The sequence below is a fragment of the Anaerotruncus massiliensis (ex Togo et al. 2026) genome, from assembly GCF_030825285.1.
In the GTDB taxonomy this organism is placed as follows: Bacteria; Bacillota; Clostridia; order Oscillospirales; family Ruminococcaceae; genus Anaerotruncus; species Anaerotruncus massiliensis.
The window spans coordinates 34538-60667 of record NZ_JAPJQF010000008.1 but is presented as its reverse complement, the minus strand read 5'-3'; the positions used below and the strand labels follow the sequence as shown (position 1 = coordinate 60667).

General features: G+C 58.1%; 38 protein-coding genes. 3 read left to right on the top strand and 35 right to left on the bottom strand.

Going from position 1 to position 26130, the window contains the following annotated elements; all coding sequences use genetic code 11:
• Positions 1-39: 39 nt before the first annotated feature.
• From RCI06_RS04665 to RCI06_RS04585, 17 genes are all read right to left on the bottom strand, one after another.
• Positions 40-420 carry a helix-turn-helix domain-containing protein gene (locus RCI06_RS04665; RefSeq protein WP_121586603.1) on the bottom strand — a complete coding sequence of 127 codons (381 nt, stop codon included), beginning with the start codon at positions 418-420 and terminating at the stop codon, positions 40-42.
• Positions 421-707: 287 nt separating this feature from the next.
• Positions 708-1586 (bottom strand): hypothetical protein, encoded by an 879-nt coding sequence (locus tag RCI06_RS04660; protein ID WP_306574664.1) that lies wholly within the window; start codon positions 1584-1586, stop codon positions 708-710.
• 219 nt (positions 1587-1805) lie between these two features.
• The gene (locus tag RCI06_RS04655; RefSeq protein ID WP_306574663.1) at positions 1806-2126 is read right to left on the bottom strand and encodes a hypothetical protein; all 321 of its coding nucleotides are present in this window, start codon (positions 2124-2126) and stop codon (positions 1806-1808) included.
• A 2-nt stretch (positions 2127-2128) separates the two neighbouring features.
• Positions 2129-2929: a glycoside hydrolase family 25 protein gene (locus RCI06_RS04650; RefSeq protein ID WP_306574661.1), complete on the bottom strand. Its 801-nt coding sequence runs from the start codon at positions 2927-2929 to the stop codon at positions 2129-2131.
• On the bottom strand, positions 2922-3215 hold the full coding sequence (locus tag RCI06_RS04645) for a hypothetical protein (protein WP_306574660.1): 294 nt from the start codon (positions 3213-3215) through the stop codon (positions 2922-2924). Before RCI06_RS04645 ends, RCI06_RS04650 begins: the two co-directional genes overlap by 8 nt.
• A gap of 47 nt (positions 3216-3262) precedes the next feature.
• Positions 3263-3667 carry a carbohydrate-binding protein gene (locus tag RCI06_RS04640; protein WP_306574658.1) on the bottom strand — a complete coding sequence of 135 codons (405 nt, stop codon included), beginning with the start codon at positions 3665-3667 and terminating at the stop codon, positions 3263-3265.
• Positions 3667-3894, bottom strand: a complete 228-nt coding sequence (locus RCI06_RS04635; RefSeq protein ID WP_306574656.1) for a hypothetical protein — start codon at positions 3892-3894, stop codon at positions 3667-3669. The genes RCI06_RS04640 and RCI06_RS04635 overlap by 1 nt, the downstream gene beginning before the upstream one ends.
• Positions 3881-4276 carry a hypothetical protein gene (locus tag RCI06_RS04630; RefSeq protein ID WP_306574653.1) on the bottom strand — a complete coding sequence of 132 codons (396 nt, stop codon included), beginning with the start codon at positions 4274-4276 and terminating at the stop codon, positions 3881-3883. Before RCI06_RS04630 ends, RCI06_RS04635 begins: the two co-directional genes overlap by 14 nt.
• Positions 4277-4287: 11 nt before the next feature.
• A complete protein-coding gene (locus tag RCI06_RS04625; RefSeq protein ID WP_306574650.1) occupies positions 4288-5103 on the bottom strand; it encodes a hypothetical protein in 816 nt (271 codons plus the stop codon).
• Between the two features lie 11 nt (positions 5104-5114).
• Positions 5115-5984, bottom strand: coding sequence for a DUF6273 domain-containing protein (locus RCI06_RS04620; protein ID WP_306574647.1), 870 nt, complete (start codon positions 5982-5984; stop codon positions 5115-5117).
• A gap of 11 nt (positions 5985-5995) precedes the next feature.
• A complete protein-coding gene (locus tag RCI06_RS04615) occupies positions 5996-7030 on the bottom strand; it encodes a DUF6273 domain-containing protein (RefSeq protein ID WP_306574644.1) in 1035 nt (344 codons plus the stop codon).
• The gene (locus RCI06_RS04610; protein ID WP_306574641.1) at positions 7030-7494 is read right to left on the bottom strand and encodes a hypothetical protein; all 465 of its coding nucleotides are present in this window, start codon (positions 7492-7494) and stop codon (positions 7030-7032) included. The genes RCI06_RS04615 and RCI06_RS04610 overlap by 1 nt, the downstream gene beginning before the upstream one ends.
• Positions 7491-8042 carry a putative phage tail protein gene (locus RCI06_RS04605; RefSeq protein WP_306574637.1) on the bottom strand — a complete coding sequence of 184 codons (552 nt, stop codon included), beginning with the start codon at positions 8040-8042 and terminating at the stop codon, positions 7491-7493. Before RCI06_RS04605 ends, RCI06_RS04610 begins: the two co-directional genes overlap by 4 nt.
• Positions 8042-9121: a baseplate J/gp47 family protein gene (locus tag RCI06_RS04600; protein WP_306574634.1), complete on the bottom strand. Its 1080-nt coding sequence runs from the start codon at positions 9119-9121 to the stop codon at positions 8042-8044. Before RCI06_RS04600 ends, RCI06_RS04605 begins: the two co-directional genes overlap by 1 nt.
• Positions 9114-9503, bottom strand: a complete 390-nt coding sequence (locus RCI06_RS04595) for a DUF2634 domain-containing protein (protein WP_306574631.1) — start codon at positions 9501-9503, stop codon at positions 9114-9116. The genes RCI06_RS04600 and RCI06_RS04595 overlap by 8 nt, the downstream gene beginning before the upstream one ends.
• The gene (locus tag RCI06_RS04590; protein ID WP_306574628.1) at positions 9500-9892 is read right to left on the bottom strand and encodes a hypothetical protein; all 393 of its coding nucleotides are present in this window, start codon (positions 9890-9892) and stop codon (positions 9500-9502) included. Before RCI06_RS04590 ends, RCI06_RS04595 begins: the two co-directional genes overlap by 4 nt.
• Complete coding sequence (locus RCI06_RS04585; RefSeq protein ID WP_306574626.1) at positions 9868-10833, bottom strand: hypothetical protein; 966 nt, start codon at positions 10831-10833, stop codon at positions 9868-9870. The genes RCI06_RS04590 and RCI06_RS04585 overlap by 25 nt, the downstream gene beginning before the upstream one ends.
• A 67-nt stretch (positions 10834-10900) precedes the next feature.
• Here RCI06_RS04585 and RCI06_RS04580 point away from each other — a divergent pair, with 67 nt between their 5' ends.
• The 3 genes from RCI06_RS04580 (at position 10901) to RCI06_RS04570 (ending at position 12177) form a co-directional block, all read left to right on the top strand.
• Positions 10901-11158 carry a hypothetical protein gene (locus RCI06_RS04580; RefSeq protein ID WP_306574623.1) on the top strand — a complete coding sequence of 86 codons (258 nt, stop codon included), beginning with the start codon at positions 10901-10903 and terminating at the stop codon, positions 11156-11158.
• 81 nt (positions 11159-11239) lie between these two features.
• Positions 11240-11635 carry a DUF2513 domain-containing protein gene (locus RCI06_RS04575; protein WP_306574621.1) on the top strand — a complete coding sequence of 132 codons (396 nt, stop codon included), beginning with the start codon at positions 11240-11242 and terminating at the stop codon, positions 11633-11635.
• 245 nt (positions 11636-11880) lie between these two features.
• Positions 11881-12177 carry a hypothetical protein gene (locus RCI06_RS04570; protein WP_306574618.1) on the top strand — a complete coding sequence of 99 codons (297 nt, stop codon included), beginning with the start codon at positions 11881-11883 and terminating at the stop codon, positions 12175-12177.
• Between the two features lies 1 nt (position 12178).
• Here RCI06_RS04570 and RCI06_RS04565 read toward each other — a convergent pair whose 3' ends face one another.
• The 18 genes from RCI06_RS04565 to RCI06_RS04480 all read right to left on the bottom strand — a co-directional run bounded on the left by RCI06_RS04565 (position 12179) and on the right by RCI06_RS04480 (position 26073).
• The gene (locus RCI06_RS04565) at positions 12179-13000 is read right to left on the bottom strand and encodes a hypothetical protein (RefSeq protein WP_306574617.1); all 822 of its coding nucleotides are present in this window, start codon (positions 12998-13000) and stop codon (positions 12179-12181) included.
• Positions 13000-14439: a hypothetical protein gene (locus RCI06_RS04560; RefSeq protein WP_306574615.1), complete on the bottom strand. Its 1440-nt coding sequence runs from the start codon at positions 14437-14439 to the stop codon at positions 13000-13002. Before RCI06_RS04560 ends, RCI06_RS04565 begins: the two co-directional genes overlap by 1 nt.
• A 171-nt stretch (positions 14440-14610) precedes the next feature.
• Positions 14611-14997: a hypothetical protein gene (locus tag RCI06_RS04555; RefSeq protein WP_276870478.1), complete on the bottom strand. Its 387-nt coding sequence runs from the start codon at positions 14995-14997 to the stop codon at positions 14611-14613.
• A gap of 4 nt (positions 14998-15001) precedes the next feature.
• Positions 15002-15463 (bottom strand): phage tail tube protein, encoded by a 462-nt coding sequence (locus RCI06_RS04550; protein ID WP_276870481.1) that lies wholly within the window; start codon positions 15461-15463, stop codon positions 15002-15004.
• A gap of 12 nt (positions 15464-15475) precedes the next feature.
• Positions 15476-16789 carry a phage tail sheath N-terminal beta-sandwich domain-containing protein gene (locus RCI06_RS04545; protein WP_306574611.1) on the bottom strand — a complete coding sequence of 438 codons (1314 nt, stop codon included), beginning with the start codon at positions 16787-16789 and terminating at the stop codon, positions 15476-15478.
• Positions 16786-17262 carry a DUF6838 family protein gene (locus RCI06_RS04540; protein WP_306574610.1) on the bottom strand — a complete coding sequence of 159 codons (477 nt, stop codon included), beginning with the start codon at positions 17260-17262 and terminating at the stop codon, positions 16786-16788. The genes RCI06_RS04545 and RCI06_RS04540 overlap by 4 nt, the downstream gene beginning before the upstream one ends.
• Position 17263: 1 nt before the next feature.
• Complete coding sequence (locus tag RCI06_RS04535) at positions 17264-17668, bottom strand: HK97 gp10 family phage protein (protein ID WP_306574607.1); 405 nt, start codon at positions 17666-17668, stop codon at positions 17264-17266.
• Positions 17665-18015 (bottom strand): hypothetical protein, encoded by a 351-nt coding sequence (locus RCI06_RS04530; protein ID WP_306574605.1) that lies wholly within the window; start codon positions 18013-18015, stop codon positions 17665-17667. The genes RCI06_RS04535 and RCI06_RS04530 overlap by 4 nt, the downstream gene beginning before the upstream one ends.
• Positions 17994-18386, bottom strand: a complete 393-nt coding sequence (locus RCI06_RS04525; RefSeq protein ID WP_306574603.1) for a hypothetical protein — start codon at positions 18384-18386, stop codon at positions 17994-17996. The genes RCI06_RS04530 and RCI06_RS04525 overlap by 22 nt, the downstream gene beginning before the upstream one ends.
• Positions 18386-18631 (bottom strand): hypothetical protein, encoded by a 246-nt coding sequence (locus tag RCI06_RS04520; RefSeq protein ID WP_306574600.1) that lies wholly within the window; start codon positions 18629-18631, stop codon positions 18386-18388. The genes RCI06_RS04525 and RCI06_RS04520 overlap by 1 nt, the downstream gene beginning before the upstream one ends.
• Positions 18631-19527, bottom strand: a complete 897-nt coding sequence (locus tag RCI06_RS04515) for a capsid protein (RefSeq protein ID WP_276870493.1) — start codon at positions 19525-19527, stop codon at positions 18631-18633. The genes RCI06_RS04520 and RCI06_RS04515 overlap by 1 nt, the downstream gene beginning before the upstream one ends.
• Positions 19528-19542: 15 nt before the next feature.
• Positions 19543-20121, bottom strand: coding sequence for a phage scaffolding protein (locus tag RCI06_RS04510; protein ID WP_306574598.1), 579 nt, complete (start codon positions 20119-20121; stop codon positions 19543-19545).
• A gap of 155 nt (positions 20122-20276) precedes the next feature.
• Entirely contained in the window at positions 20277-20423 is a 147-nt protein-coding gene (locus RCI06_RS04505) for a hypothetical protein (protein ID WP_276870496.1), read from the bottom strand.
• A gap of 1 nt (position 20424) precedes the next feature.
• Positions 20425-21966: a minor capsid protein gene (locus tag RCI06_RS04500; protein WP_306574596.1), complete on the bottom strand. Its 1542-nt coding sequence runs from the start codon at positions 21964-21966 to the stop codon at positions 20425-20427.
• Positions 21963-23336: a phage portal protein gene (locus RCI06_RS04495; RefSeq protein WP_306574594.1), complete on the bottom strand. Its 1374-nt coding sequence runs from the start codon at positions 23334-23336 to the stop codon at positions 21963-21965. The genes RCI06_RS04500 and RCI06_RS04495 overlap by 4 nt, the downstream gene beginning before the upstream one ends.
• 1 nt (position 23337) lies before the next feature.
• Complete coding sequence (locus RCI06_RS04490; protein WP_306574592.1) at positions 23338-24585, bottom strand: PBSX family phage terminase large subunit; 1248 nt, start codon at positions 24583-24585, stop codon at positions 23338-23340.
• Positions 24506-25042: a transposase gene (locus tag RCI06_RS04485; RefSeq protein WP_306574590.1), complete on the bottom strand. Its 537-nt coding sequence runs from the start codon at positions 25040-25042 to the stop codon at positions 24506-24508. Before RCI06_RS04485 ends, RCI06_RS04490 begins: the two co-directional genes overlap by 80 nt.
• Positions 25043-25344: 302 nt before the next feature.
• Positions 25345-26073, bottom strand: coding sequence for a DUF559 domain-containing protein (locus tag RCI06_RS04480; protein WP_306574588.1), 729 nt, complete (start codon positions 26071-26073; stop codon positions 25345-25347).
• Positions 26074-26130 lie beyond the last annotated feature (57 nt).

Sequence of the window (26130 nt, the reverse complement as noted above, 5' to 3'; positions counted from 1 at the left end):
ACTTGCTCTTAATAAAGAAAAGCCGCCCTTTGAAGGCGGCTATACTTGAGAGATTTCTTCTGTATGGTCCGAGTCCGAGTTTCGAGATGATTCAAGCAGCCTTACTAGTGCTCCCTCGGTACAGTCCATAAACAAACACTGCAAAGGTGGAGGCAAACGATCTAACATAGGTTGCAAGCGCGTTAGGTCGCATTTCGGGATCAGTTCAATGGTTTCATCGGGTTGTACCAAATCCTCGATTTGAAGGCCGAAGGCAGCGGCAATGCAGTCTATTGTCACAAAAGTCGGATTTCCAAAACCACATTCCAATTTACTGAGAAGACGGAGGCTTATGCCTACATTTTCCGCAAAGACTTCTTGGTTTAATCCGGATAATAACCGACGCGCTTTGATCTTTTGTCCAAGATCTTTAACTGTCATTGACAAATCCCCTTTCGATCGAGCTTTTCGACCATATAATGAAAATTATAGGAGATATTGTCACTAATTAGAATGTAATTCGGTTCTGGAAGCTAAATATGTTACCATACGGCATCGTGTTGCTTGTATTCATCTATGCCAAACGACCATGCGGGCCTGCCAGTTCCCCTGGCAGGCCCGCTCTCTTTATCTGAATATCATGCTCGCCGCTGAACACCATTAATATAATAAAAAAGCGGGGGACGTTAATCGTCCCCCGCTCAATTCTACCCAAATAATTGTTTGGTTCATGCAAACATCTGTTGGCTTTTCTCATCATAATCTGGGGGAATAACCGCATGCACTTTCGTTACATAAAACTTAGCCGTGGAGCTTATTGGTAAGCCATCTTCATCATTTTGAAATTCTACGCGCAAGTCTGCGAGCAGGCTAGACCCGCCTCGGCACTCGATTTTTCCGTGTTGATATGCCTTAAGCCAATCATCATCCAACATCCTCGCCTTAAATGTTTTTATGTAAGTAAATTCCCAGCGCTCGTTACCTACAGCTATAAATTTTCGAACCAAAAGAGCCACTTTTTTTTGGATCTGAACAGTAATATTATCTTCATCTGAAATTATATCTCCTGCCGCCAAATAGGGGATTTCATCCTTTTTGACGTCCAAAAACGGCTGCTGTTCTTCAGTAAGCATTTGAAAGCCGTGTAAATCACTGTCAGCCAAAGACCTCCCAATCACAATAACTGAGTTTGAGATGGTTGCATTATTTAAAACTTGCAACCCCGAAATGCTTGTCACCATCACATCTCCTTTCGCATTAGTAACCTGCACCTGCGAGCCGTCTTTCGATATATCTTTTGGCTTTTGGCCCAATAAAAATCGTTTTACTTCTATCCACTCTTTTATTGTTTTCAACTTTTCCAGAATATAGTTGAGATTATGTTGGACAAATAAAGTTGCTGGGATCACGGCGTTCGCAAGCATCTCTACCTCGAAACTGCCCGGCTTATGGGCAATAACAGAATATTGACACCGCACATCATTTTCAGTATGGATAGATAGGAAATTGAACTGCGTCAATACAGAGCAGAGTGTTTCCAAAGGTAGTGAATGCCCTTCACCTTCAAACTTAAACGTAAATCTATATGATTGTTGAATGGAATCCATACTAGCCACCCCCACCAATTATTAACCAAATTATACCTCAAATCTTATAACAATTCTACATATTATATAATATTTGGCAAAGTGACTATATTTTACTTTTTTTAACAATATAAGCATCACAGTTCGTGTGAATCATATAGAGTTTCACCACGTATCGTAATGATTAGAAATGCGTATAGAAAGGCGGGCTCACCGATAATCCTGGAGAGCCCGCCCTCTTTATACCTTCGCCACCTGCTGCGCGGCGAGCTGCGTCTTGAAATCCTCGTACTGCCCCTGCGCCCGGTCGGATTCTTCCAGCGCGTCCTCGACGTCCCCGTTGGTCTTGTGCCCCGTCACGGCCTTTGCCGTCACCGTAGCCAGCTTGCAGGTTGCGAACATCATCTCCATCGACAGGCGGCTTTCTTCCGCCCTGCGCGCCGCCCGGGCCTCTGTCCGCTTTCTGCTTTGCCCGTTGCGCGTCTCGATGATTGCCACAAGGACGACTGCCGCCGCAGACAGCAGCGACGACGCCAACGAGATCAAGGTTTGTGTGTCCATCCCTATACCCCCAATATCATCCTGATCTTTTCGATTGCCTCCCCGGTTGCGTCACGGGCGGCTTGCAAGGCCGAGTAAGCGGCCTTCAGCTCTTCTGTCGGGATTGTTACCGTCTCGCCCTCCGGGGCCTCTGCGGGCTTGTCCTTCGCGCCCCAGCCGTTGAGTTCCGCCCCTCTGATGATCGCGGGGTAGTCCTCATAGGCATAGTTGAGATCGACGTCTCCCGCGATCCCGTCCACTTTGCCGTGCCACGAGTACTGCCAGATGCCTCCCGGCGTCATGGGCTTATCCGTGTCGACGTGCGCCACCCACACGGCGTACCGCGCCATCCTGCCTGGGTAGGCGTCCCTCAGACGCTTGATCGCGCTGCCCGTCGAGTAGAGGGCCGCAAAACAACCGGCTCCCTGCACAATCTCCATCCATGCGTCGATCATGTCCATCTGTTTGGATGGCGGGTATCCCGGAGTTCCCGGTCCGCCGATCTGATACGCTTCCTCGAAGTCGAGGCATACCGGCCACTCAAAGCGGTAGGGACGGATGGCGTTCAGGAAGTGCCGCGCCTCCGCCTGCATCTCCGCGATATCCTTGGCGTAGCTGTAGTGGTACGCGCCAATGGGCACGCCCGCTTTGCGCGCCTCCTGGATATTGCGTTCCCACTGGGTATCCACGCCGCTTCGCCCCGGGCCCGGATAGGTCGCCGTCGCCCGGATGATCGCAAAGTCAACGGCCTTCGCCACCTTCGGCCAGTCGATCACACCCTGTGCATAGGAGACGTCGATTCCCTTCGCGATTACATCACCCATTTCCGCCACCGACACGCTTGATGCCGTCATAGGCCCCGCTCGCGGCAGCGGCGATCAGCACGGCATTGAGCAGGTCGAGCGCCGCCATGCTCGGCGTGAGCGCCCCGGTGAAAGCCTGCGCCGCCAGAAGCACCACAAGGGCCACCACATAAGCCAGAGCCTGCGTCGGGATATGTACCAACTTGTCCAGCCATCCCTTGACGAACTGCGTCACCACTCCCGTGCAGGCCATGCAACCCGCGAATGTCAGAAGGTATTCCCAGCTGAAAAACTCATTGAAATCCATGATCAAATCTCCTTTCACCTGTGCCGCCGAAGGGCGGCATTTTTGCGTTATTCCGCTTCCTTCCACCACCGCTCGTCCGTTCCCGGTTCGGTGGTGTTCGCGTCGATCTGGCTGATATAATGCTTACCTTTATGGGACACTTTCGACCCCTTCGGGTATGCGTCCGTGCTCCCGGAAGGCTGCCGCCACTCCGGCCACTCGACCGCCGGGTCGTCGATGCGCACCCACAGGCTCGGGGCCGCGTCGGGCGTCCAGCTCTCCTGTGAGGTATGCGCCGTCAGGCACCTGTACAGGAGTTCGCCGTATCGCACACGGTCGCCCACGGCATAGGAAGCGCCGCCCGCGTCCCACGCCGCGAACAGCTCCGGCACCGTGACCGCCGTGGTATCCGAAACCTCTGCAGCCGCCGCGCGGTATCTTGCCATCGTGGCCGCCGCTCTCTCCACATACATCACTGACCGCCTCCTTCATAGATTTCAATAGCCGCCTGCATGTCCGCTTTCTCCGGATCGGCGGCTCCCGCCCGGATTGTGTCCGCCTGCGCCTGCGTGATCGCGCCCAGCGCCACGTAGTTGCGCGTCAGGTAGACGCTGCCCTCCGGTGCTCCAGCACCGTCAAGCTGGTCGTCCCGGACGCCGCCGTCCGCGTACCGCGTTGCGATCTCGTCATACTTGTCCATGCTGCACCTCCAGTAATTGCAGGTCTAAGTCGGTTGCCCGCTGCTCCGCCTCCATGCGGGCGAGGTCTGCGTCCGTGGTCTGCTGTCTCAGCCATCGGGGGCTGTCCTGCGTTGTCTTTGCCGCGTAGGGCAGTGTCACCGATGTGGGATGATGCCGGATGCGCCGCCCGTCTAGGGCGTAGGCCGTGCGGTAGGTCCCGTCGTCCTGATAGATCGCCGAGGCCCCCGCGAGCAGGGCGGTGATCTCCGCGTCGGCGGCCTCGCGGTCAAAGACGAGGGTGATCGCGGGATGCCAGAGGGTATCTGTCACGCCGTCCTTGTAGGCGGCGGGAGCGTCGGTGAGGGTGGCCGGGATGGTGGCGCCGGTGTTCGTGTAGATCATGGGATACCTCCTTATAGGATGGGGCTGTAGCTGCCGTCAGGGTTGGGTTCAAGCGAGAAAAGCATGTCCGAGGGCAACGTGAAACAAACTGCGTAGTATACTTCCTCCCGTCCATTAGTTGTATTAAATGCCCCATTCGGGGTAACCACACTGAAATACCGATACCCATCCGACGACTTCAACAAGTCTCGAAGCATATACTTGTATGCCGTCCCGTTGCTGTTTGTCAAAACTCGATTTTGAGGGGTGGAAAAGTACGGTATAGAATCACCCGCAGGAATGATCTGTGTCGGAGTATATCCGGATGGCAAAGCACTGTCGACCGCCCCGGCTTCACGGAGTGAGAGGAAAAAGGCTCTCTGTTGATATGTACCGACAGAGGACAGATTATTGAGGTTATTCTGGCACGGCAGTGAGATAGGCGTAACTTGGGCGGATATCTCCGCCTGCAACCGGTCCAGATACGCGTTGCAGCTGATATCATATCCTCCGCCGATAAAGAGGCCGTCGTCCTTGACGGATGTCCCTGGGGGGATGAAATCACCCTCGGCCATGGAATATTCCCGCATGACCAGCGTTCTCCCGATGTTTCCGTCAAAGTCATGCGCCAACACCTTAAACCGCTGTATCACTCCGCTCTCATTCAGTGCAACTTTTGCCGGTGGATTCGTAGACATATCTCCCAGCCGTATCCCCGCCCTCGGCGTCGCCCTCGCCGTGGCTCCCTCGAGCGCCGTCTGGTATCCATACGCCCCTTCCACAAACACCCGCACGCCGTACTCGGTGTCGTTGGTGAGGCCCGAGATCGTGGCCTTTGCAATTGCCATGCGCACACCTCCTATAAGATCGGGTTGAAGCTGCCGTCCGGGTTGGGCGTAGAAGATACTAAAAGGTCGGAAGGGAGGACGCAGGCGGGGCGGACGCCGGTAGAGTTAGAGCAGCCGATGTAGTCGCAGCTGCCATTGAGGATAACGCTCCATGCATTTAAGGCATTGAGGGTGCTCGGGGAGCGGAGCCACCAGGTGACAGCTTTGCCACTGAGATAGGCGATGCGTTTTGCGTCCGTAGCCGCAGTACCGGCGAAATAGGACAGACAAGCCCCGTCAGGGGGGAGATTCTGGCTGGTTGTCACTGTCCCGACTTCATATCCCGAAAGTAAAAATACTTTACAACTCAGTCCATTGGCTCCGCTGTTGACGGTTCCGCTGGTTCCGCTTCCGGGTCTGTAGGGGATTTTCACCTGCTTGATCGCATCCTGGATAGAACTCTCGAAACGGGCTAAGAACGTGCTGTCCAGATACGCCTTGAGCGTACTGTTGGCCCAGTCGTTGAGCTGGGAGCTGTGCCACTGGCGGGTCTCATAGATGTCTTTACGCAGCAGCCACGTTCCGTCACAAGACGCATCGTAAATGCCCGATGGCAATCCCTGATGAACTATGATGTAGTCGGTTGGCGTCCCGCCCTCGATCAGCTTGACGATGGTCCCGACCGGCAGTTCAGACAGCGGGAATCCCAGCATAACCTCCATCTCCACCCGCACCCCGTCATACGGATGCTGCGGCATCTCCCCGGCCTTATAGACCGCGTATACCTTCTTGCGCTGTGCGTCCTCCATAAGCCCGCATTGCAGGTTGATCGTCGCCGGGGAGGTCGTGGCAACGAAGTCCGTCACCGGCTCGGAGAGGGTTAGAATGTTGTAGCTTGCCATCGTGTCACCTCCTAAAGCGGGTCATGGCTTCCGTCTGCATTTGCGGCAGGCGAGATCAGCGTGCTCGCCTGCATGCAGATAACCGGGCGGGTTCCCATTTCCCCGACATACCCCGCACCATATCCCAATACTTCCCCATTTGCGTTGACCTTCCCATAGACGCCGGTAGTCGCATAAGGATATCCTGTCCGCAACCGATAGTTCTGTGCACCTGCCGGGACGCGGCTCTGATTGCTCGTGAAGTATTCAAACCGGATTCCTTCGGCCAATCCCGCCTGATGCACGCTCCCGTCCATCTCCGTGATGGATGGGAGAAAAACATGGTCCGACGAGTGGTTAATCTGTCGACCATTGACATTATCTCCACCGGGGCCGTAATAAGAGCAGGACGGAACGGATACAGGTTGAATCAGACCGGGACGGTCAAACCCCGCAAGATACTCCCCGTTAAGGTATTCCCGCAGGTCCAACCGTTCCCACCATGAGGTGTTGATGCCCTCATTGAGTGAGATATTGGGACGGGTGCTACTCGTTACAGACCACGTTCCCGTGATGGTTTCCAGCATCAGCGGGATGATTTCGGCGTTCCCGTTATAACTGCCCGACACCTTGCGCCACGAGCAGTTCACGCCGCCGCGCGTGACATTGACCAGGGACCCCGTCTCATATTCTCCCAAAGGAATCCCCGCGACGGGCGTCACCCTCGCTACCGCGCCCCCAACCCTCGTCTGAAATCCCAGTTCCCCCCGGATGAACACCCGCACGACATACTCGGTGCCGTTTACCACACCCTCGGTGAGGCTCACCGCGACTGTCGTTTCCGTGTCCTCCGCAAGGGGCGTCACCACCCGTTTCCCTTTAAATGGAGTTTGCGGCACGCCCTCCGACGAGGGGCGGTAGACAGTCCACGCCTCCACACCGGGCGGGGCCGTGTACGCCGCGTGGATTGTCCCCGGCGAGGCCGTCACCACAAGATTCTTCACGTAGTTCGGCACCGTGAGTACGTTATACTGGGATTCCAGGTTTCGCGGGATACCGTATGCCATTACCTGATCACCTCTAACTGCATCGTCAGGTCAACCTCGGGTTTTACGAGATAGCACCGGAAGGTCACGCTTCCCGCCGCCGTCTCGCACTCATCCACAAATCCTGCCATGATCGACTGCTCGATCTTCTCGTCATTCGTCCCCGAGTAGACGGGGCCGAAGATGGGCCGGTCGTCCGCGAGGATTCCCGCAACGGATACCGCCTGCGTGTAAGGACCGTTTCCCGTCCATTTGGTGGCGGGAAGGGAGACTGTGTAGAACTCCGCCGTTGTGGGATTGTCCCATACCTCCACCTTTTCTGCTGTGATTCCGTCCAGTACGGATTTGTTCGTGTGGGTGTGGGCTTTATTCTCAATTTCCTTTGTCTTTCCGTCCACCGCCTCAAAAACGACGCCGATGATCTCGATATCAGCGGCGTCGTCGGGCCCCGGCTTCTTCCATCCATAATTCGCCGTCTGGTTCATGTGCCTTTTTTCACCTCTCCCCACGTCATTGGGACCAGATCGCCCCATGTCGCATAACTCGTCTTCACTTCGCCCCAGGTCACCCACCGATATGCGATCTCTACGATCAGGTTCGCCGGTATCATTTCGTATACCGTGGCATACAGCGGGTTCAAATCCGGCTGTCGGCTCTCGCCGCGGTACCACACCCGCAGGGTGTAGTCCTCGCCGAGTACAACGTCCACCTCCAGCCCCATGTAAGCCTCCACGACCGCCTTGAAGGATTGCAGATTGATCGGCGGCTTCGACATCAGCTTGGCCCGCAAAGCCTCCCGGCGCGCCTGCAAACTGCTGTTGAGCGGGGAGGTGACGCCGAGAATCCGCTCCCACCGCGCGACGCCGGATTCGTCCGCCAGAGTTACGCTTTTGTTGGTCACGCCCGCCTTGATGCGATTAAGCACCTTGTCAAGCTGGATGTTGACGCCGTTGGAAATCACCTTGATTTCAAGGAGTTCCCGCCAGTCATCCGGCAGAAGATGCAGATAATCGGAGGAGTCCCCGTAAAACATCAGGAGGCCACCTCCGTCACCGTAATCGTCCCCACCGTGGGCACCTGGTAGTTCTCGAAGGTTTTGACCAGCGCGATATTTGCCGCCGCACCGTTCATCGTAACCTCTCCGACGTCGAGGATGCTTTCATGGCAGCCGAGGATAGCGGCTACCAACTTGGCGTGGAACACCGTCTGGTCGGTGAACCCCACGTCTTCCACATAGTTCCGCACCGTATTCTCCACCACCGGCCGGACGATCTCGAAACTTGCGCCGGTTTTGAGCCGCAGCGGCGCCGCAACATTCACCGGGAGATCTGTTGAGGTGCCAACCGTGACCGTATGCCAGATCGGCGCGATGCCGTCACCGTTGACGCCCATGAGGCCCTGCACCTTGTTGACCAATTCCTGTGAAGCACGGTTGCCCTGTTCGTCGCCGATCACGAGCCCTACCCGGCCGGGGCCCATCGTCGGGGCGGCGAATACCTGTACGGCCCCGACGCCCTCCACCTCCAGGGTTTTCTGTTCGTAGTCCGAAATGTTCCCGCCGTAGGGAGAGCGCCGCACGGTTGCGTAGAACCGGGCGCGCAGCGCGTCGTCCGTCTCGGTGTCCCGGGCGGCAATGACGGGCTCCGGATCAAGGACGGCGGATCCGAGGCCGTTGAGATTGTCGACCGGAAGCAGCTTCCCCGAATAGAGGTTGCCCTGCGACCCCGCCTGCTCACACTGCGCGTGGTATTCTCCGGGATTCTTCTTTTCACTCAAAGCGAACGTGAGGGAGTTGATGGCAAAGCGGGTACCGATGGGGAAATCCGACGGCTGGCCGTCGGTACCCGTGAGGATGATCTTGCGCAGCGCATATGTGGCCTGCTCGCGGGTAACCCCAAAGTCGTACACCACACGGTCAAGCCAGTCGCCCGTGGAGGTGTCCGCGAAAAGCAGGTCGAAGAGGTAGCCGATCATGTAATTCTGCTGGGCAAGCAGCAGCGCCGCGGGCGCCAGCGCGGTATAGATCACGCTGCCCTCCCGCTTGTCCAGCGTGTCGGGGACGGCTTCCAGCATCTCCCGCAGGATGGATTGATACTCATAGTTTTCAGCCAAGCGGCACACTCCTTTCAATGGAGGCTTCCCCGAAGGCGGTCACCGCCGTAAGGGATACGCGGGCGATTTCACCCCCGAACGTCAGCGCGAAATCTTTGACCCCGATGATGCGGTCATCCTCGAGCAGGGCGTCGGTGATCCGCCGCTCAATGTCCGCCTCGACGTAGGCGGGCCGCCGCTCACCGATCAGCTCGTCCAGCTCCACACCGTAATCGGGAGAAAAGATTTGCCACTGAAAGCGTTCGGTGGTCAGGATCAGCTCGATGGACTGCCGCACCGCATTGAGGCCGTCGATCGTTCCCTCGATGCGCCCGTCATGGATGCGGTAGGTCCTGGAGGGCGCGGACGCCGTCCCCTCGGCGTAGGTTTTCAATACGCTCATACGCCGGTCACCTCGTCTATGATGGAGTATTTGTTGGCCCCGCGCTTCTGAACGACGGCCACCCGCGCGCCGGGGGCGAGGCCGGTTTTGATGGTCACCGGCGCATCGGTGAGCTTGAGCCGCTTTACCTCCACCTTTTTGCCGTTTTCATCCTCTGCCTCGATCTCTTCCAGCCCCTCGGAGAGGTCGCAGGAGAGCAGGCCGGCAATCGTCTGGAGATGCAGGGGGATGTCCACCATATCGAGAGGGACGGGGATGGGGCGGTTGTCAATGACCAGTGAACCACCTGTGTAGGTGGCATACACTACATCGGAGATTTTCTCGTTTTCCACGTAGTTTTTGACGATTCCCTTGAGCGCCTTTGTCAGCTGGGCGAATTCTGCATCCATCGCGGCCACCTCCCAAATATCAGATTCAGGGTCATCTTATAGGGGCTTCCGAATTCATGTGTCGCGGTGTCCACAATCGCCCACAGGTCGATTCCCGTGTCTTTCAGTACCACGCGCACCCCGTTCCCCGCCATCACGCGAGTGTCGCCGAGGCACTCCACCTTGAGGGTCTCGGTCTCGCGGTCCCTGATCTGGAGAAGGAGCTGCGCCAATTCCGCGAGCTGCGCCTCGTTGTAGTTCGCCGTCACCTTCTCATAGAGCGTCAGCTTGCCCCACTCGGCGATGGAGGCGCCGTCCTGAGCTTCGTAGGTGTATCGGGTCCCAAGATCCTTTCGGTCCTTCGCCACCTTGATGTGGTTGTAAGTGTCCTCGTCGATGGACTTCACATACTCAAAATCTGTGGCAAGGCTTTTGTCGCCGATGATAAGCGGCAGCCGCAGGTCAATGGTGTCCCGCAGATCGAGCGCGCCGAAGTTGTCCCGCAGGGTGTACTGGTACCCGTTCCCGTAGAGGTTCTCCTGTATCGACTGGTAAAGCATGTCGAGATAGGTCTGGTTGTCAAACAGGTAGCGCGGCAGCGGGTATTCGGTGCTGTCCACCTGCCCGAGGCGGATTCGGTCCCCATGCGTGGCCCCGACACGGTTAAGAAAGCTGTCCAGCGGTTCCACCTCGCGCAGGATGCTGTTTTTCGCCTTGAGGTACCGCAGCTGGTCGTAGCAGGTACACTTGAACTTGTCGCGGGTCTGCGAGGTCTTGAAGAGCCAGCCGTAAAAGACATTGGAGCCCTCATATGAAAACGTCACGGTGCAGCCGTTCGGATACATTTTTCCTTTCCCCGCCGCATACTCGAAGGTAAGCGTTCCGGGGCCGTTGTTCCACAGCGAAACGTATCGGGCGTTTTCGGCGATCTGTGTGATGTCGGCTCCGTCGACAAGAAGCATGAAAATCACCTCTTTCCTTTCAAAGCGGGCTGTGGTATAATCAAATCCACAGATGGGAGGCGGGAATATGCTGGACCAAAACGACATCCAGATGATCGCGCAGCTGCTGGAGCAGCAGGAGAAAAAGATCATCAATCAGGTGAATGCGATTATTGAAACGAAGGTAACGCCGCAGATACAGTTGATCGCGGAACAGCATGGCGATATCATCGCCCGCCTTGACAAAGTGGACCAGATCGACGGCCACGCCGACCGTATCCGTACTCTGGAACGGGTCACCGCGTCGCATACCGCCGAGATAAAAGAGTTGAAGAAGGCACAGTGAATGAAAGCCGTCCGATAGGGCGGCTTTTTTATTGTAAATGATTTCCTGCCGTGTTATGATGTGGGCAGGAGGTGTTGTTTCGTGCGGCTAAATCCGGATTGCATACGCGACATTTTACTTACGGTAGAAGAAAACACTGGATACCGAGAATCCATGCTGTATGAATCGAACCAAGAATTTGCTCGTTTAAAAAAGTATTCCGAAGATGTCGTGAGGTACCATATGAAACAATGCGACCTTAATGGCTATTTTACAAAGATGCATATACATTTAGGCGACCCGCCATATCAACCGATCGAGATTTTGGATTTATCTCCAGATGGCCATAAGTTTCTCGCGGATATCAAAGTCGATCAGAACTGGAAGAAAACGAAAGCGATTGCAACTCGTGTAGGGTCTTATTCCCTGAATGCGTTGGAGAGTATTGCTTCCGGGGTTACGTCGGCTATGATTGACCGGTATTTCCGTGGCGTTTAAATGCGCTTTTGATCGCCCAACTCATACACTCCCTTACTTCGCAGCGGTCGGGGAGTTTCAGGTCGTGAACGTCTATGTACCGCAGCACTCCTTTCAGGGAGATGCGGTAGACCAACACCCATGTAATAGATATGGCAAAGGCGGGCCACCCCAAGGCAAGTATGAGAGTTTTCATTTAAATTTCCCTTTCTAATGGAGGTGTGGAACATGACAAAATGTAATTTGAATTTAGCGAGGTGTGCGAAATGAAAAATAAGACTCTTGCTAAGATATTGAAGGCATGGGCGGTAACAATACTGATCGTGTCTCCAATTCTTTTTATCACGGCTCTGTTCCTACTCGGCGAACTATTAAATGCAGTGACATCCATCGCAATGTTATTTGCCCTGCTCGCATCTGTCGTTTCGGCTTGTGCGTTCATCGCTTTATCTCGAATTCTTCGAATTGTCGATTATTTAGGGACGGTTATCGCAAGTGATCACGGCGACCTTGACGACGAAGAAGAACTATACGACGATGATTATGAAGCATTGGAGAAGTAGGCTATTTCATACCGGTTTTGGCCTTTACCCTATCTATAGAATCCTGTATGGCGTCTGAGATGGAATCAAACGTTTTTTTAACCCAATCGGTCATAACCCCAACAGATTCTTTAACTCCGCTTCCAACAGCCCCAAGACTTTCACCAAATGTCTCAAGATGGGTGCTCTCACGTGCTCCCGGTATTGCGGGTGGAATTTCATCTATTCCTACGTTGCATGTTAATGGGACTATGTGCGGGCTATTGGTCTGGTGCATTACTCCATTTTCATCTGTCCAGAAATAGTTTATGGCCGGCGGCGGCTTCCCTTGTTGGGCCGCGTCGTTGCCCCGCTTTACCGCATCCTCCCCCACGTCTGACGGCTTATCAAACGTCATTGTCTTTGGCATCTCCGGGATTTTTCCCGGCCGGGAGATCGCGGGTACCCCCGTGGTGCGCACCACTGGCTTCCGGTACTCAGTCAGCTTGACCGTCACGTCATACACTCCCGCGCACGTCTCCGTGGCGTTCACGTCGGTGACGTAGGCCAGTACTGAGGTCTTGTCGTACCCGTTGGTCATCACGAGGCGCTCGGGTTCGTCCGAGCCCATCATGCTTTTCAGATCGGCTATCAGCTCGTGCGCGGGTGCCCACCCGGCGAGCCGGTAGTCGTTTTTTTCTGTCCACTGGCCCTTGACCGTCCATTCCCGCAGCTTCCTGTCGTCTGGAGTGGGGTACTCCCCGAACCCGAGCCCGTTATGGACGGTCACTGGACGGGCAAGGGCCACGTCAACCTTCTCCGCCCCGTAGAGTGTGAGTGGCCCGAAATATACCTTGTAGCTCATCAGTACACTCCTTCCGCATAAGCATCAGCCGCTTCGGTCAAGCTTTCAGCTAATATCGGGATAACCTCGCGGACATCCGCCGTTTTCTCGATGGTCTGCCCGTAGATGTTGACCTGCGGAGCCAGCATCGCCGTGGAGAACTGGGCATAAAATTTTTGACTGGCGGCGTCCAGCAGGTACCGCATATTCTCCTTTTCGATTTCCACCTCGCCGGTCACCTTGATGGGGTCGGTATTGGTGATGTGCGCGTCGATGTCTGCGGTACCCGCAAGTCCCGCGCCCAGTTGATTCTTGATATCCGCGATACTCTGCTTTGTCTCGGTATCCACGCTCTTGGTGACGGCGGAAATCGCGGCGGCGCTGCCGATAAACGCGGCGAGCGCGGCGGCGGCCTTAACCCATCCACCTGTGAGGATTCCAGTCGTGATACCGAGGATCTGCGTCGTCGTGTTCACTACCTTCATGACGCCGTTGTAGATCATCAGCGCGGTCATAACGCCCACCAGCGTCGGCGCGATCCAGTTGAGGTTTTCGACGACCCACGCAATCCCGTTCCCGACGAGCTCCATACCGTTCACCATCACGTTGATGAACGGCTGAAACTTCCCGGCCTCCATATCCGCGTTCAGGCGCTGCATAACGCCGGCAAGGCTCTCCATAACCGGGGTCGCTTCCTCCCCGATGGCCGTTTTGAGATTTGAGGTAAAGACGTTCGTCTGTGTGGTCAGGCCGGTGAAGTTCCGGTCCACAACCTCCTGCGTCGCACCGAACTTGTCGAGGAAACTGCTGATGTAGTCGAACGCGCCCTGTATGTCTCCGGCTCCCGTCAGCTTGCGGATATAATCGCCGCTGATACCGGTAATGCCGTACACTCCGCGCGCGGACACGACGTCCCCCGCAAGCAGCTCCTTGAGGGAGAATACCGCCTGCTGCGCGCCCTTGGTCGGGTCCTTCGCGTACAGGCGCTCGATCATCTTGATGAACTGCTCGATCTGGTTGATGTCACGGGTGACGGTCAGCGCGGAAGTGACGCCTTTGGCGACATCCTCGCGACCCAGCGCGGACACCTCGGCATACCGGCTCACATAATCGTAGAGCTGTGAACCGATCCTGTCGCTGTGCGTCAGCGCCTGGAAGGTCGTCTCCTGGACCTTCTGGAGGGCCGAGAGGTTGACCGCGGCGAACATCCCTTCCAGGGCCTTTTTCCCGAGGTAAGCCGCGGACACCAGTCCGCCGATCTTTGCCGCGAGCCCGCTGACGCCCGTTCCGGCGTTGTCGGCGGAACTTCGGAGGCCGTCCAGCCGCTTCTTGAAAACTTCAGTCGCTTTGTCCGCAAGCTCCTGCTTGCGGGCGAACTCATCCTGTGAATGCAGGATTTTCGTAAGCGCCGCCGTATACCTGTCGTTTAGAGCGAACACCGCCTGCAGGGTCTGAGCCATGGTATCACCTCGGTTTCATTTGGTCTTTCATGTGCTTGGCCGCTACGGCGTCGCTCGCAATGATAAACTGCCGGTCCTTTACCGGCAGGGCCATAAAGTCGCGCGGAAGAATGTTGTGATTCTGCAGGGCGAGGTGGGCGTACAGGTAGTACCCGTCCTCGCCCTGCTCGATCAGTTTTTTATCTCTTCCACCCCTTCAGTGAAGGTGACGTCCACGCCTGAAAACTCGGTGTATGCGCCGAGAATCGCCGACAACTCCGCGCTGGTCGTCATCGCGACTAGCGCGTCGGCGGGCGACAGGACTGGGCGCCCTGCCTTCTTGGAGAGCTTGTCCTGGAAATCCGCGTTGTGGAGGTCGGGCACGACGAGCGCTTCGGCCGCGTAGGCGATCAGGGCGTCGGCGCCGTCCAGCTTCTTGTCTCCCTGCATCCGGCGAAGGATTTCCCGGTCCTCCTCCGCGCTGAGCAGGCGCATCTCGAATTCGTCGGGGTATGGGGAGAGCTTAAAGCGGATATTGGGCTTGCGTTCGGGGTTTAGGAAGCTGTCAAAGCTGTTCATGCGATCACTCCTTGTAGGATTCAATGGTCTGGAAGTCGTCGGCCGTCAGGTCGCTGTCAAAGGTCGTAGCAGTGTCCCCGGAGTCGTCCAGCGTGACCAGACCGATATTTTTGAGGATGACGCCGGTGGCGAGAATCTCCTGCCGGCCGATGCCCGACACACTCGCATAGGCCTGAATCGTAATATCCGGGTAATCCGCGCCGCCGTTCTTCCAGTCCTCAATGGCTTTTACGAGCGCGCTGGTACAGTTGTAGTAGGTGATGCTGCCGGTGATGTTCCCGCCGCGCGCCGCGTGCTGCGTCATGCGCTCCTGCAGGAACCGCTTTTCATCGGGGATCGTTTCAAAGTTGATGTTCATTTTGGATACCAGAAAGGCTTCGTAGCGGCGCCCGTCCACCATCAGGTAGGCCTTCCCGTCATGCCCGGTCGGGATGTCGGAAAGCCGCCGTGTCCTTGCCAATGCCATCTGAGTCCCTCCTTACTGCGACACAACGGTCACGTAGATTTTGTCGATCGCGTCGTTGGGCTTGATGCCGACCTTGACGTCGATCGCGTCGCGCTCGTTTCCGAGCTTTACGGAGATGTCGTCGGCGGAGAAGCCCTGCGGGTCCTCGTCGCTCCTGCGGGCGATGTATCCCCGGTCGACGTATTCCTCCGCCGTCATCTTGGCGATCATGCCCTTGACGAGGTTCCGCCCCTCCACGCTGTTGCGGATGCCGTTCCGGGTCCCCCGGTAACCAATTACCTTCTCCTCCAGCAGGAGCTGCAGGTCCTTGGCGTACTTGTCGTGCGTGCGCACCACGAGGCCCTTGCGCCAGTCTTTGGGGCGGGCGCTCGTATGGGTCGTCAGGCTGTTGATGTCGTAAAGCACCTTGACGGCGCCGTTCCGGAGCACAAACAGGATTTCGCCCGCCTGCGTGCGTGCTTTCTGCTGCTCGATGGTCAGCCGTGTGGAGATGTCGATCCAACCGGCCACGTCGTCGAAACTGGTGGCGCTGTCCGAGATGCCGCACCGGGAAAGAATTCCCGCCATGGTGGCGCACGCCTCGGCGGGGGTCAGCTCGTAATCAGCGGTTTTGCCGCCGACCGTGCTGTGGTAGACCGCCTCGTTGTCCGTGGCCGTCACGCTCTGGACAAGCTGGATCATGTCGCACACCTCGGGGTCGCGCCTCTCCTTGACGTATCCCACGAGCTTCTGCACGTCCTCCGCGCTGGTCCCGGTGTAGGCGATCAGGTTGTATTCGTGCAGCGGCAGCTCCGCAATGAAGCTGTCGATGCTTTCGGCGTCCCCGTCCGCGCCTCCCGTGAGCTTCACGGTCTTTGCCGCGAGCGCGCCCTCGCCCTCAAGCGTGATCAGGCCGTTCGCGGTGAAGCCCGCGGCCGAGGAAACCGTCTGGCTGTCCATCTCCACGGTGTCCAGATAGGTCTTTACCATCCAGCCATCCCCGGACGCCTCGACGATCACCGAGAGGTCGTTCCCGCGCGCGCCGCCGTACATAGCCTTCGCCGTCAGGCCAGAGGAGATCGTCCCCGTTGCCTGCGTCCCTGTGTTGAGGCGGTAGAGGATGAGCCTGTTTGCATGGTTGAGCACTTCGTTTACGAGCTTGAGCGCGGGGTCGGACCGGCGGTAGCCGAGGGATACCCGCGTGTCGTCCGACGGGGACAGTTCTGTCACCTTCGCGCCCCAGGGGAGCGCCAGCGGCATGGCCACCACCCCGGTGACGCCCTGCTGCGCGGCGCGTTCTCCGGCCACGGTTTCCACGCTCACGCCGGGGAGCACTCGTTCGATCATATTGTCACTTCCTTTTTTGCTTTTTCGATATACGGGTCGTCCGGCACCGTCTGCTCCAGCGCCCGGACAATCCCCGTGATGTGGGCTACGCGGTCCGTAACGGCCCCGTTCTTGCGGTAGACTACGTACTCTTCATCCTCCCATGGGAGCCGGTGCAGGCCGCTGTTGAGGGCGTACAGCGCGCCCCGCAGCTCTGTGTCGGACCGGCTGTCCGCGGGCCAGTAGACGAGGTCGAAGCCGAACGTATACTCCGAGAGATCGTCCAGCTTCTGCGCGTTGTGGATCTCGTAGAACCCGACGAAGAGCGCGGGCAGCTTGGCATCCTGCCGGATGGGGCCGGTGTAGACCGCCGCCTCCGGCAGCATCCCTGCGGCCGCCTCCGCGAGCGCAAGCAGCACGCGGTCGGGGATGGTCAGGGTTCCCGCCGCGAGCTTTTTCTTCAGCGCGGCGTCCGGTTTTACATTCACGTTCATGTCAGAACCCCGTTTCCCGTTTGATGCGGTCGATCTCAGCGTCAAAGAGCGCCGGCAGCTGCCGCTCGGCGGCGTTCACGCCTTTCTCAAGCATGAACCGCCCCTCGACCCAGCCGGTGGTTTCCTTCGCCTTATTGACCGTGCGGTGCCCATAGTTGACGTACTGCCCGTACTCGACGTTGTTGCTGTAGCCCGAGATGTGGGCGTTGCCGACCTTGCGGGTCTTGCCGCGCCTCCAGTTGCGGCGCAGGTGGCCGGTCCTGTAAGGCGTTTCGCGCTTGGTGGCCGCCAGACCGGCGTTCGCCTGAGCGGTTACCACCCTGCGGGCGCTCTCGTCGAAATCCGCCAGCAGGCTGTCGAGCTTGAGGCGGAAGTCCGAAAGCGCTTTCCGGTTTTCTGGAGTCATGAGACCACCACACTTTCCAGAGTCACCGCGAGGCTGAGATCGCCCCGCAGCGGCGGTCCCGCCACGCAGGTAAATGTCTGCCCCCTGTGCGTGACGGTGACCGCGTCGCCCTGTCGCAGCTCCGTCTCCGGGGCCAGGTAGAGGGTGTAGAGCGCCGTCGAAGCCGCCGCCGTGTCCATACCGGACTGAGGGGGCAGGGTGGTACGGGAGAGGTGGCAGGGCAGGCCCGTGTAAACCGGAACATCCTCTCCCGCGTCGCTGTCAAAGCGGACGACGTCCGCCCGGTCGTCCCGCAGCATGGAGAGCGCGGCGCGCGCACGGGCCGTCACGTCTGCTGGAATCGCCACGGGGATTCCTCCTTTCGGGGATAGGCACTGCGGTAGCGGTTGAGGTCGGAGGCGTATTCGGAAATAAAGCTGTCCGCTGTGGCCCGCGCAGTTTCCGAGGAGACGGCGAAGGTGACCGTGACATCCCCCTCTGCGATACTCCTGACCTCCCCGGCGCCGCCGGAAGCCGCCCCTGAATCAGCCGTCTGGATATATGCGCCGCACAGCCGGCAGAAGGCACGGAACAGCCCGTCGGGGATATTGTCCGTATTCAGGTAGCTCATGACCTTCTCGGCCATGTCGTCAATCTGCGCCAGCGCCCTGGGGGAGGGGCCGTCCGGGAGCAGGCCCTCCAGTTCCAGGCGCGCGGCCACCTCCGCCGCCGTAAACATTACGGCTCCTTCCGGGGCAGCTTTTTCGGCGCTTTGGCCTCCAACTCGGCGGCTTTGGCCTCGAGCTCGGCAATCCGCTTTTTCGCCGCCTCCAGTTCCTTCAACAGATCGGCGGCGTTCTTTGTCACACCCCGGCGGAGGATGCCGCCGTCCTCCCCGACAAGGTTGTACCCGTCGGAGAGGTATTTCTCGACCGTTTCGTCCGGCACGGTCAGCAGCCGGTTCGCCCGCTGCACCTTTGCCATTACGCGCTCGCCTCCATGTTGATCTGGATGGCGTCAGCCTTCTTGTTGAGGATGAACACGTCCTCGAAGGATTCCTCGTAGTAGACGTACTTGCCCTCGGAGAGCGCGGACGGCTGGTCGAGCTGGGCGAAGGTGTAGGAAACCGGCGTGATGACCGCCAGCGGGTGGATGAGCAGCATGTTGATCTGCTTGGCCGCAGAGGCGACGCTCCAGCCCGTGGTGAACTCATAAAGGGTCTTCATGAGCTCGGACGGCACGACGGTGATGGACACGGTGTCGATGCTCGAGATCATTCGGTTGACGGCGCTCGCGCCGCCCGTGACGCTGACGGTGCGGTAGAACTCCTTGGCCTGCTTGATGATCGTGTCGATCGCCGGGGTGACGTAGAGGATGCGGCCGGAGAGCGGCACGCGCGCCTCGGTCATCTTCTGCATCAGGGCGTCGAAGACCTGAAAGACGTTTTCCACCGTGATGGCGGTCGTGTCGGCGGTCTTAGACTGGCCGGTCCAGTCCGCGTAAATCTTGGAGATCGTGTAGGCGTCCATCTCCGGGAATTTCTGCTCCTGGTTGTACACCTGGGTGATGTTCTGGATCGTGGTCACCATGCCGGTCTGGTCAATGTCCTTGGGATGGACCAGCGTCGACCACTTGCGCTCGTTGGTGAGCACCTTGGGTTCCCAGGCGTTGTTGTAATTGCGGGCAGCGGTTGCGATCGTGTCGCGGTCGGCGTCCACGCGCCCGGTCGTCGAAATGCTGGGGATCTCAATGGTCTTTGCGTTGATCCAGCGGTACCGGCCGTTATTGGGGGTGCTGTACAGCGCGCCGAAGTACAGAACGTAGGGGAACGCCTGCGACAGCGCGCGGGAGTATTCGGTTGCGTAGTTGAGGGCTGCCATGATCAAATCTCTCCTTTACTCTTTCGGTTTGTCCCTCACGCCCATGAAGTTGAACGCGAAGGCATCGCTTCCCGCCGGATTTCCGCCGGCGGGGTTGTAGTACTGCTCGGTCCTGCCTGCCTTGAAGAGGAAGGGCTTCTGTTCCCGCAGGGCGGCGATCTGCTCAGTCAGGCCGGAGACGGTTCCGTCCTCCGAGACGGCGACCTTTCCGAGGTCGAGCGCGGCCATCGTGAGCGCGTCGTCATGGACGTTCTCCTTTGCCACCGCAAGCCTGACGGCCGCGTCCTTCGCCTGCGACTTGATCTTCTCCTGCAGCGCGGCGGTGTCGGCGGCGTGCTTGTCCTTCCACTCCTGCGCGGCTTTCTTGAGTCCCTCCGGGTCGAGCTTCTTGAAGCCGTCAATGGCTTCGTTGGCGGATTTGAGCTGTTCGCGGATGCCCGCCAGCTCGGTTTGCGCCGCGTCGAACTTGCCCTTGTCCACGTACTGGCCGGAGGCGAGGTTCGCAAGCTTCACGTCGGCGCTGCCCTTGAGCTTCTCCGCGAGCTGGTCGTAAGTGAGCGCCGCGTCTCCAAAGATGCTTTTCAAAAATTCCATGTGGTTCCTTCTTTGCCCTCGATTTGATTTATAAACGCGCGGCCACTCCGCGCCCGGGGCTGCCCTGCATTTAAGCGCCGGCAGGGTGGGCGGATTTTTGGGCATAACAAAAGCGCCCCAGCGTAAACTGGCGCGCTTCGGGCACGATCATTTGGTTATTCCGGCTTACCCTCCCGGGGCTTCTCCGGCAGCTTTCGTTCCGGGCGGTGCCTCCCGCCGTCCTCGTCCAGCTCGAAGATCGTATCCTCCGGGTAATCGTCCAGGGATTCCACTTCGCTGAGCTTCACAATTCTCGGTTCCATATCAATTCTCCTCAAAAGAATATTCCAGCCCAAAAGCCTCAGCCAGAGCTGACACAACTTGGTGTTGGTAGATCCGGTTATATTCCGCCACTGAGATTTCGCCTGCTTCACAGCGCGCCCAGACCTTCGGCTCAATGAGCTGCTCCAGCCGAGCATACTCGGCCTCGATCTTTTCGCGGGTATTGAAGGCGGTATCCCAATGCACGGGTGGCCTCAGCCGGTAAACGCCTCCGCTGGTGACAGCCCGCATTTCAGCAAGTCCGCTCACGCGCAGGGTATTGATGTCCGCTGGCGAAAAGGACGTATCTTCGGGGTGGTTGTGTGTTAAAATCCCGCCCCTCATCAGGTCGATTTCGCGGCGAGTAAAGCGCACCGACCGCTCTCCGCCCTTCTTCACAAACAGAGTGGATCCGTCCGGGCCATAGACGATGGCGGTTTCCTTTTTCCCCCGGAGCAGCCGTCCTTCGTCCTGAGAGATTTTGCCCAACTTTTCTTCCACTTCGATTATACCATCCCGGGCGCCGGCGTCAATAAACTTTTCCTTCCACTGCCGGTAGGTCATGCCCGAAGGCACCTCGACCGCGTTTCCATCTCCGTCCCGGGCGAAACGTTCACCATTCCGTTCGATCCCCTCCACCACGGGTACGGTCGTGCAGCGGCACCAGGGATGCATCGGCGGGTAGTTGATCCCGGGCTTCGCGTCCTTCACCGAGAATTCCTTGCCGTCCAGCTCGCCGCATACCTCACAGGTCTTCGTGTCCAGTGCCGCCGTGTACGCATACCGGTCGATCTTGTCCTCCCGGTAAGCGTCGAGCGCCGCCTGCTCGGTCATGTAGGCGCCTTCAGTGTATAAGAGGCGGTACGCCTCCTTCGCCTTGACGCCGAACCGGGCCGCGAGCTCGTCCGCGAAGTCCTGCGGCGGTTTGCCGGTGACGAACATCCGGTTGACCAGCTGCTGGATCTGCGGCTTGAGGTCCTCCGACTGCCGCCACAGGCGCGTGGAGAACATCAGGCCGTCGAAGGGATAGTCGAGCAGCCGCTTGACCGCGGCGTCGTTGATCCGCGCGAACTCCGCGTGGAAGCCGCTGTACTGATCGACGTCGAAGAGCGTCCGGTGGTACTGGTCGGAATAGACCTCCACGGCCGTGCCGCCGATCAACTCCCGCTGGCTGATATAAAGCCGCTCGACCACCGCGTCCATCCGGCATTTGAGCGCCTGGAGGCGGGTCACCCGGGCCTGCATCGAGAGGTTTTCCAGCTCGAGGTTGAAGGTGCTCATGCTGTCGAGCGCCAGCTTGCGGAAGGCCGCGAGGTCGTCCTTGAAATCCCGCAGCTCCGCGAGCGACAGCGCCTTTTGCGCCTCGGAAAGCGACACGGCGTTGTTGCGTGCGTACCGGCCGTAGAAGGCGTCGATCTGCGATTGGATTTCCCGGCGCGCCCGCTCGAAGGACTGCGCGATCGTCTTCTGTGCCTCGGCGATGTCCGCCTCGGCCTTTAAAAACCGGTCCTCGCTGCGCTTCTGCCAGTAGTCCCGGGAGTTCACTGGGCATCACCCTTCCGCGGCGGTTCCGGCGTCTCCCAAAGCTCCCGCTGCTTGGCTTCCTCCTCCGCAAGCAGCTTGAGCTCCTCGTCCGGGTCGGCCACCAGCGGGTTTGCCCGCGCGATGTTCTTCCTGGAGGTGCAGTCCTTCAGGTTGGCGATAATTTGCGAAAGCTCGAGGTCGTCCCGCACCTTGTTGCGCTGCCAAGTCTGTTCCACCGGCGTCTCCTCAGAGACGCCCAGATGCTTCAGCAGCAGGCGCAGGAGCTTTCCGAAGCCTACGCGGAATTCCGTCTCCTTCAGGCCGGCTTTCAGCTCTAGGAAGCCGTACAGGTGGTCGATCACCACGCCCTTGACGTTCCCGAGCTTGTCGGGGTTGATCTCCACGCCCTGCCCCTGCTCATAGATCGCCTTGCGCACCAGCTCAGCCAGTGTATTGCGGGCCTCCACTGGAATATCGATGGAAAGCGTGTCAAGGCCGCTCTTCTGGTCGGAGGAACCCTCCAGGTCGACCACCTTGTAGCGCTTGAGGTCCCCGAGGAACTGGTCGAGATCCTGACCGCCGTAATTTTGCAGCACGAAGATCAGCTGCTGGATGTCCTCGACGTCGTTGATGTATCCGGAGATCACCTTGTCATAGACGTCGATGAGCCCTTTGACCGGTTTGAGATCGTTTTGGTGGAGGTTGTTGTTGGGGAACTCGATAAAAGGGACCGTGCCCCAGCCGTGCCGGAAAACATTGGACTCCGTTTCGGCGCCCGCGTCCACGTCCAGAATGGAAAAGCAGTTGTAGGGTTCAAACTCTTCCGGCAGCGTGGCCGTCGCCCGGTAGGCATAGCAGGCGTCGGCTGTCCAGTATTCACATACGGTCCACCGGTCTCCGCTGTCGTCCATGTCCTCATAACGGCGCAGGACGGCGAGCAGTTCCCGGTCGAGCGTCCTGGCGTAGATGGGGATGATCTGTCGTGCGTCCACCGGCCAGTAGCGAAACCTCCCCGCCGCGTCCTTCCAGATGTGCAGCCACCCCGCCATATTGTTCGAGGCGTCCACCGAAAGGGACTGGCAGACCTTGTTCCACTGCTCTCCCAGAGTGGATTTGATCTTGTCGTTCAGCCCCTTCTCCCCGGTGTCGAACGTCGGGGGATAGGTGAACAGGTAGGCGGCCTCCTGGTTGACCAGCACGGGGTAGAAGCCGTGCGAGATCCGGTTGTCCGCGCGGCGCAGGGGGTTCCCGGCGTCCTCGCCGGGATAGTGGTAGGTGTTGATGGCGTTGTCGCAGCCGTAATACCGCCATGCCTCTTCCGCCTGCTTGACAAACTCGTTATGCTTTTCCAGACGGGCGCGCAGCAGCTTTTTGATTACTTCGATGTCCAATCTATCCCTCCTTCGGCTTGAGAATACGGATTCCCGGCTGCGCCATGATGACCGTGCGCACCATGTAGCGGATGTCGTCCATTGCATGGTCGTTGTCCTTCACGGGCTTGTCCCCGGTTGCTTTGTCGTCCCAGACATAGGCCGGGAACTCCGCGAAGGTGGCCGTGCAGCAATCGTTGAATTTGATGCGTCCGGCGGTCAGGCAGGCCGCCACCTGCCGGATGCCGTCCAGTACGTCGTTGTTCGCCGGGCGGACGCGGAACCGGCCCTTGCGCCGGATAAGCTCGATAAAGGATGCCGCGGACGGGTCGACGATCACCGCCCGGATAGGCTGCTCCCCGGCGAGCGTCTCCAACTCGGCGTAGTATTCGTCGTCCGTCTTTTGCCGGCCGGTCTCCCGGCTGGCCCAGTAATACTCCCGAATGCGGTACCACACGCCGCCGCATTCGCCCCACAGCCCCATGCTCATGGGGTTTACGGTGCCGTAGTCGCAGGAGATGTAGTAAACGCTGTACGCCCGCGGTGCAGCCGGCACGACGTGCAGTTCCTTGTTAAACATCGGGTAGACGATCCCGGTCGCCGCCACCCACATCCCGCGGATGAAGCGGTCGTAGAACACCCCGGAGTAAAGCGAACGGTACCGGTCCTTGATCTTATCCGCAAGCGTCGGGTTGTCGTCCATCGTGAAGTGCAGGTAGAGCGCATGTTTTTCATCCGCCTTTTGAATCCAGTCCTTGTAGAACCAGTGCTGCGGATGCTCGGGGTTGCAGTTGAACCAGAAGCGGGAAGCCTCCACTGAGCAGCGAGCGAGTGCCTGGTCGACGAACGATTGCGGCATGAGCGCCACCTCGTCCAGCAGCACGCCCGCCAGCGTCACGCCCTGAATCAGTGCGGCGGAGCCTTCGTCCTTGCCGCCGAATATGTAGAATCGGTTGGAGCGTCCGGCAAAGGACGCCTCAATTTGATTTTTACTCTGGATTTGGCGAAACGATACCATGCCGCCGAGCGCACCGAGCAGCGGGATGATTACATTGCGCTTGCAGCTCTCGACGGTCTTGCCGCAGACGGCGAAGTTTTCTCCGTCGAATGTGGTCATCGCCCAAAGGACAAATGATACCGACATGGAAAGCGTTTTTCCGGAGCGTACCGCTCCGTCCGCGATAATCGCGTCATACCGCTTCGCCGTCTCCGGGTGCTTCCACCACGTCATCACCTGTAGCTGTTTCGGGCTGAACGCCGAAAACTCCATCCGGGAACGCCTCCTTCGCAGATTCCTCCAGCGCGGCTATCAGGCCGTTGTCGCTTTTCGCATTCGGATCGGGCGCTTCGGGCGGCCTGTCCCGCCACTGGGCCGGCTTCCGGTTCTTCAGCCAGAAGATTTGCGCCGTCGTGTCCGGTGGGATTACCTTTTCCGTGCGGGTGATTTTTTGCCCGTCCTTCTCGCTTTCCTCGACCCGTATCTCGGTATAGCGATAGCCCAGGGCCCGCTTGAGGAGAGCATTTTCGACCTGCCGGTCAACAACATCCTTGCCATGCTTTAAGGCCTCCGAAAGCTCCGGGAATTTGCCCTTCCAGTCGTACAGTGTGGAAGGCGAAATGCCCGCATTATGCGCGATCTGCTCGTCCGTCAGGCCGTCTCGCGCCCATCCCTCGAGGCGCAGGAGGCCGTCTGGGGTTAACCACTCCTGATACTTGCCATTTGCCACATCACCCACCATCCAGTGTTTATCGGCTTTTGCCGCGTAATCATCATGCGGCCCCGCGCCGCCAGTCTCCGAGCGGCGCGAGGCGGTCTTGCGCGGCTGCCCATGCGATCAATTGCCCACCGCGCGGTTGGGGCACTCCGGGGGTTCCCAGGGGGCTCAGGAGGTGCAAAAGGGGAGGGGAGCCGCCGGGGTCGAACCGGCGCAGGATCCACCGGGGACGCCCGGCGATGTCACAACCACAGCTCCCGCAAAAGGAAAGCCCCGCCGGTAAAGGCAGGGCTTCGGCGTATATGCATTAGCATCTACAAAAGCAATTCGTCGCCATACGCTTGCTTTTTAGGTCGTTTCGCTTTTTCTCGCTTTGAATACCATTCTGGCAATTCGCCCCCGTAAGCGGCACGTAATTTCTGCTTCTCGTTTTTGATTGTCTTTATAGCCTCAACTAGCAATTCGGCATTCTTCTCAAGGTATTCCGTTTTGATACGAACAATTTCCCACTCATGTCCGAGTTCATTTCGGATGGCCTTATCCCGCTCATTGTCGAAGTACAGCCTACCCGCATGCAGATACCCATCCACCTCGAGAACAATCTTTAAAGTCGGAAGCATGAAATCGACTTCGTATTTCCCAACTTTAGGGTGAATTTTAGTGTCGAGTTCATTATCAACAAGAATTATGGCAGCAATTATCTCATCTGCACTGTCAAATTTATCTAGGCTTTCTTCCGCATACTCTCCAACGGCTTTTATTGCTTCTTCGTAGTCGTAGATATCTAACGGCTGACGCTCCAGAAGCCTTACTGCTCGTTCAAACATGAGCGACTTTTTCAACCGAACATATTCCTTCTTTTCTGCTTGCCGACGTTTCTCTTCTTTTTCAGCGCAAAGCGCACAGTAGCCCCGCTGTCTTTTGCTCTCCAAGTATTCCGTGGGATGTGTCCCATAATCTTTGTATCTCCAATATTCCTTCCCGGCTTGGAATATTTCCGGAAACACGGTTGCTTCTTCTCCACAAATCCAACACTTGCGCATATCTCCAGCTCCTTCGCCTTTCAGGCTTCATGGGCTTTGCCCATTATAATTATATCA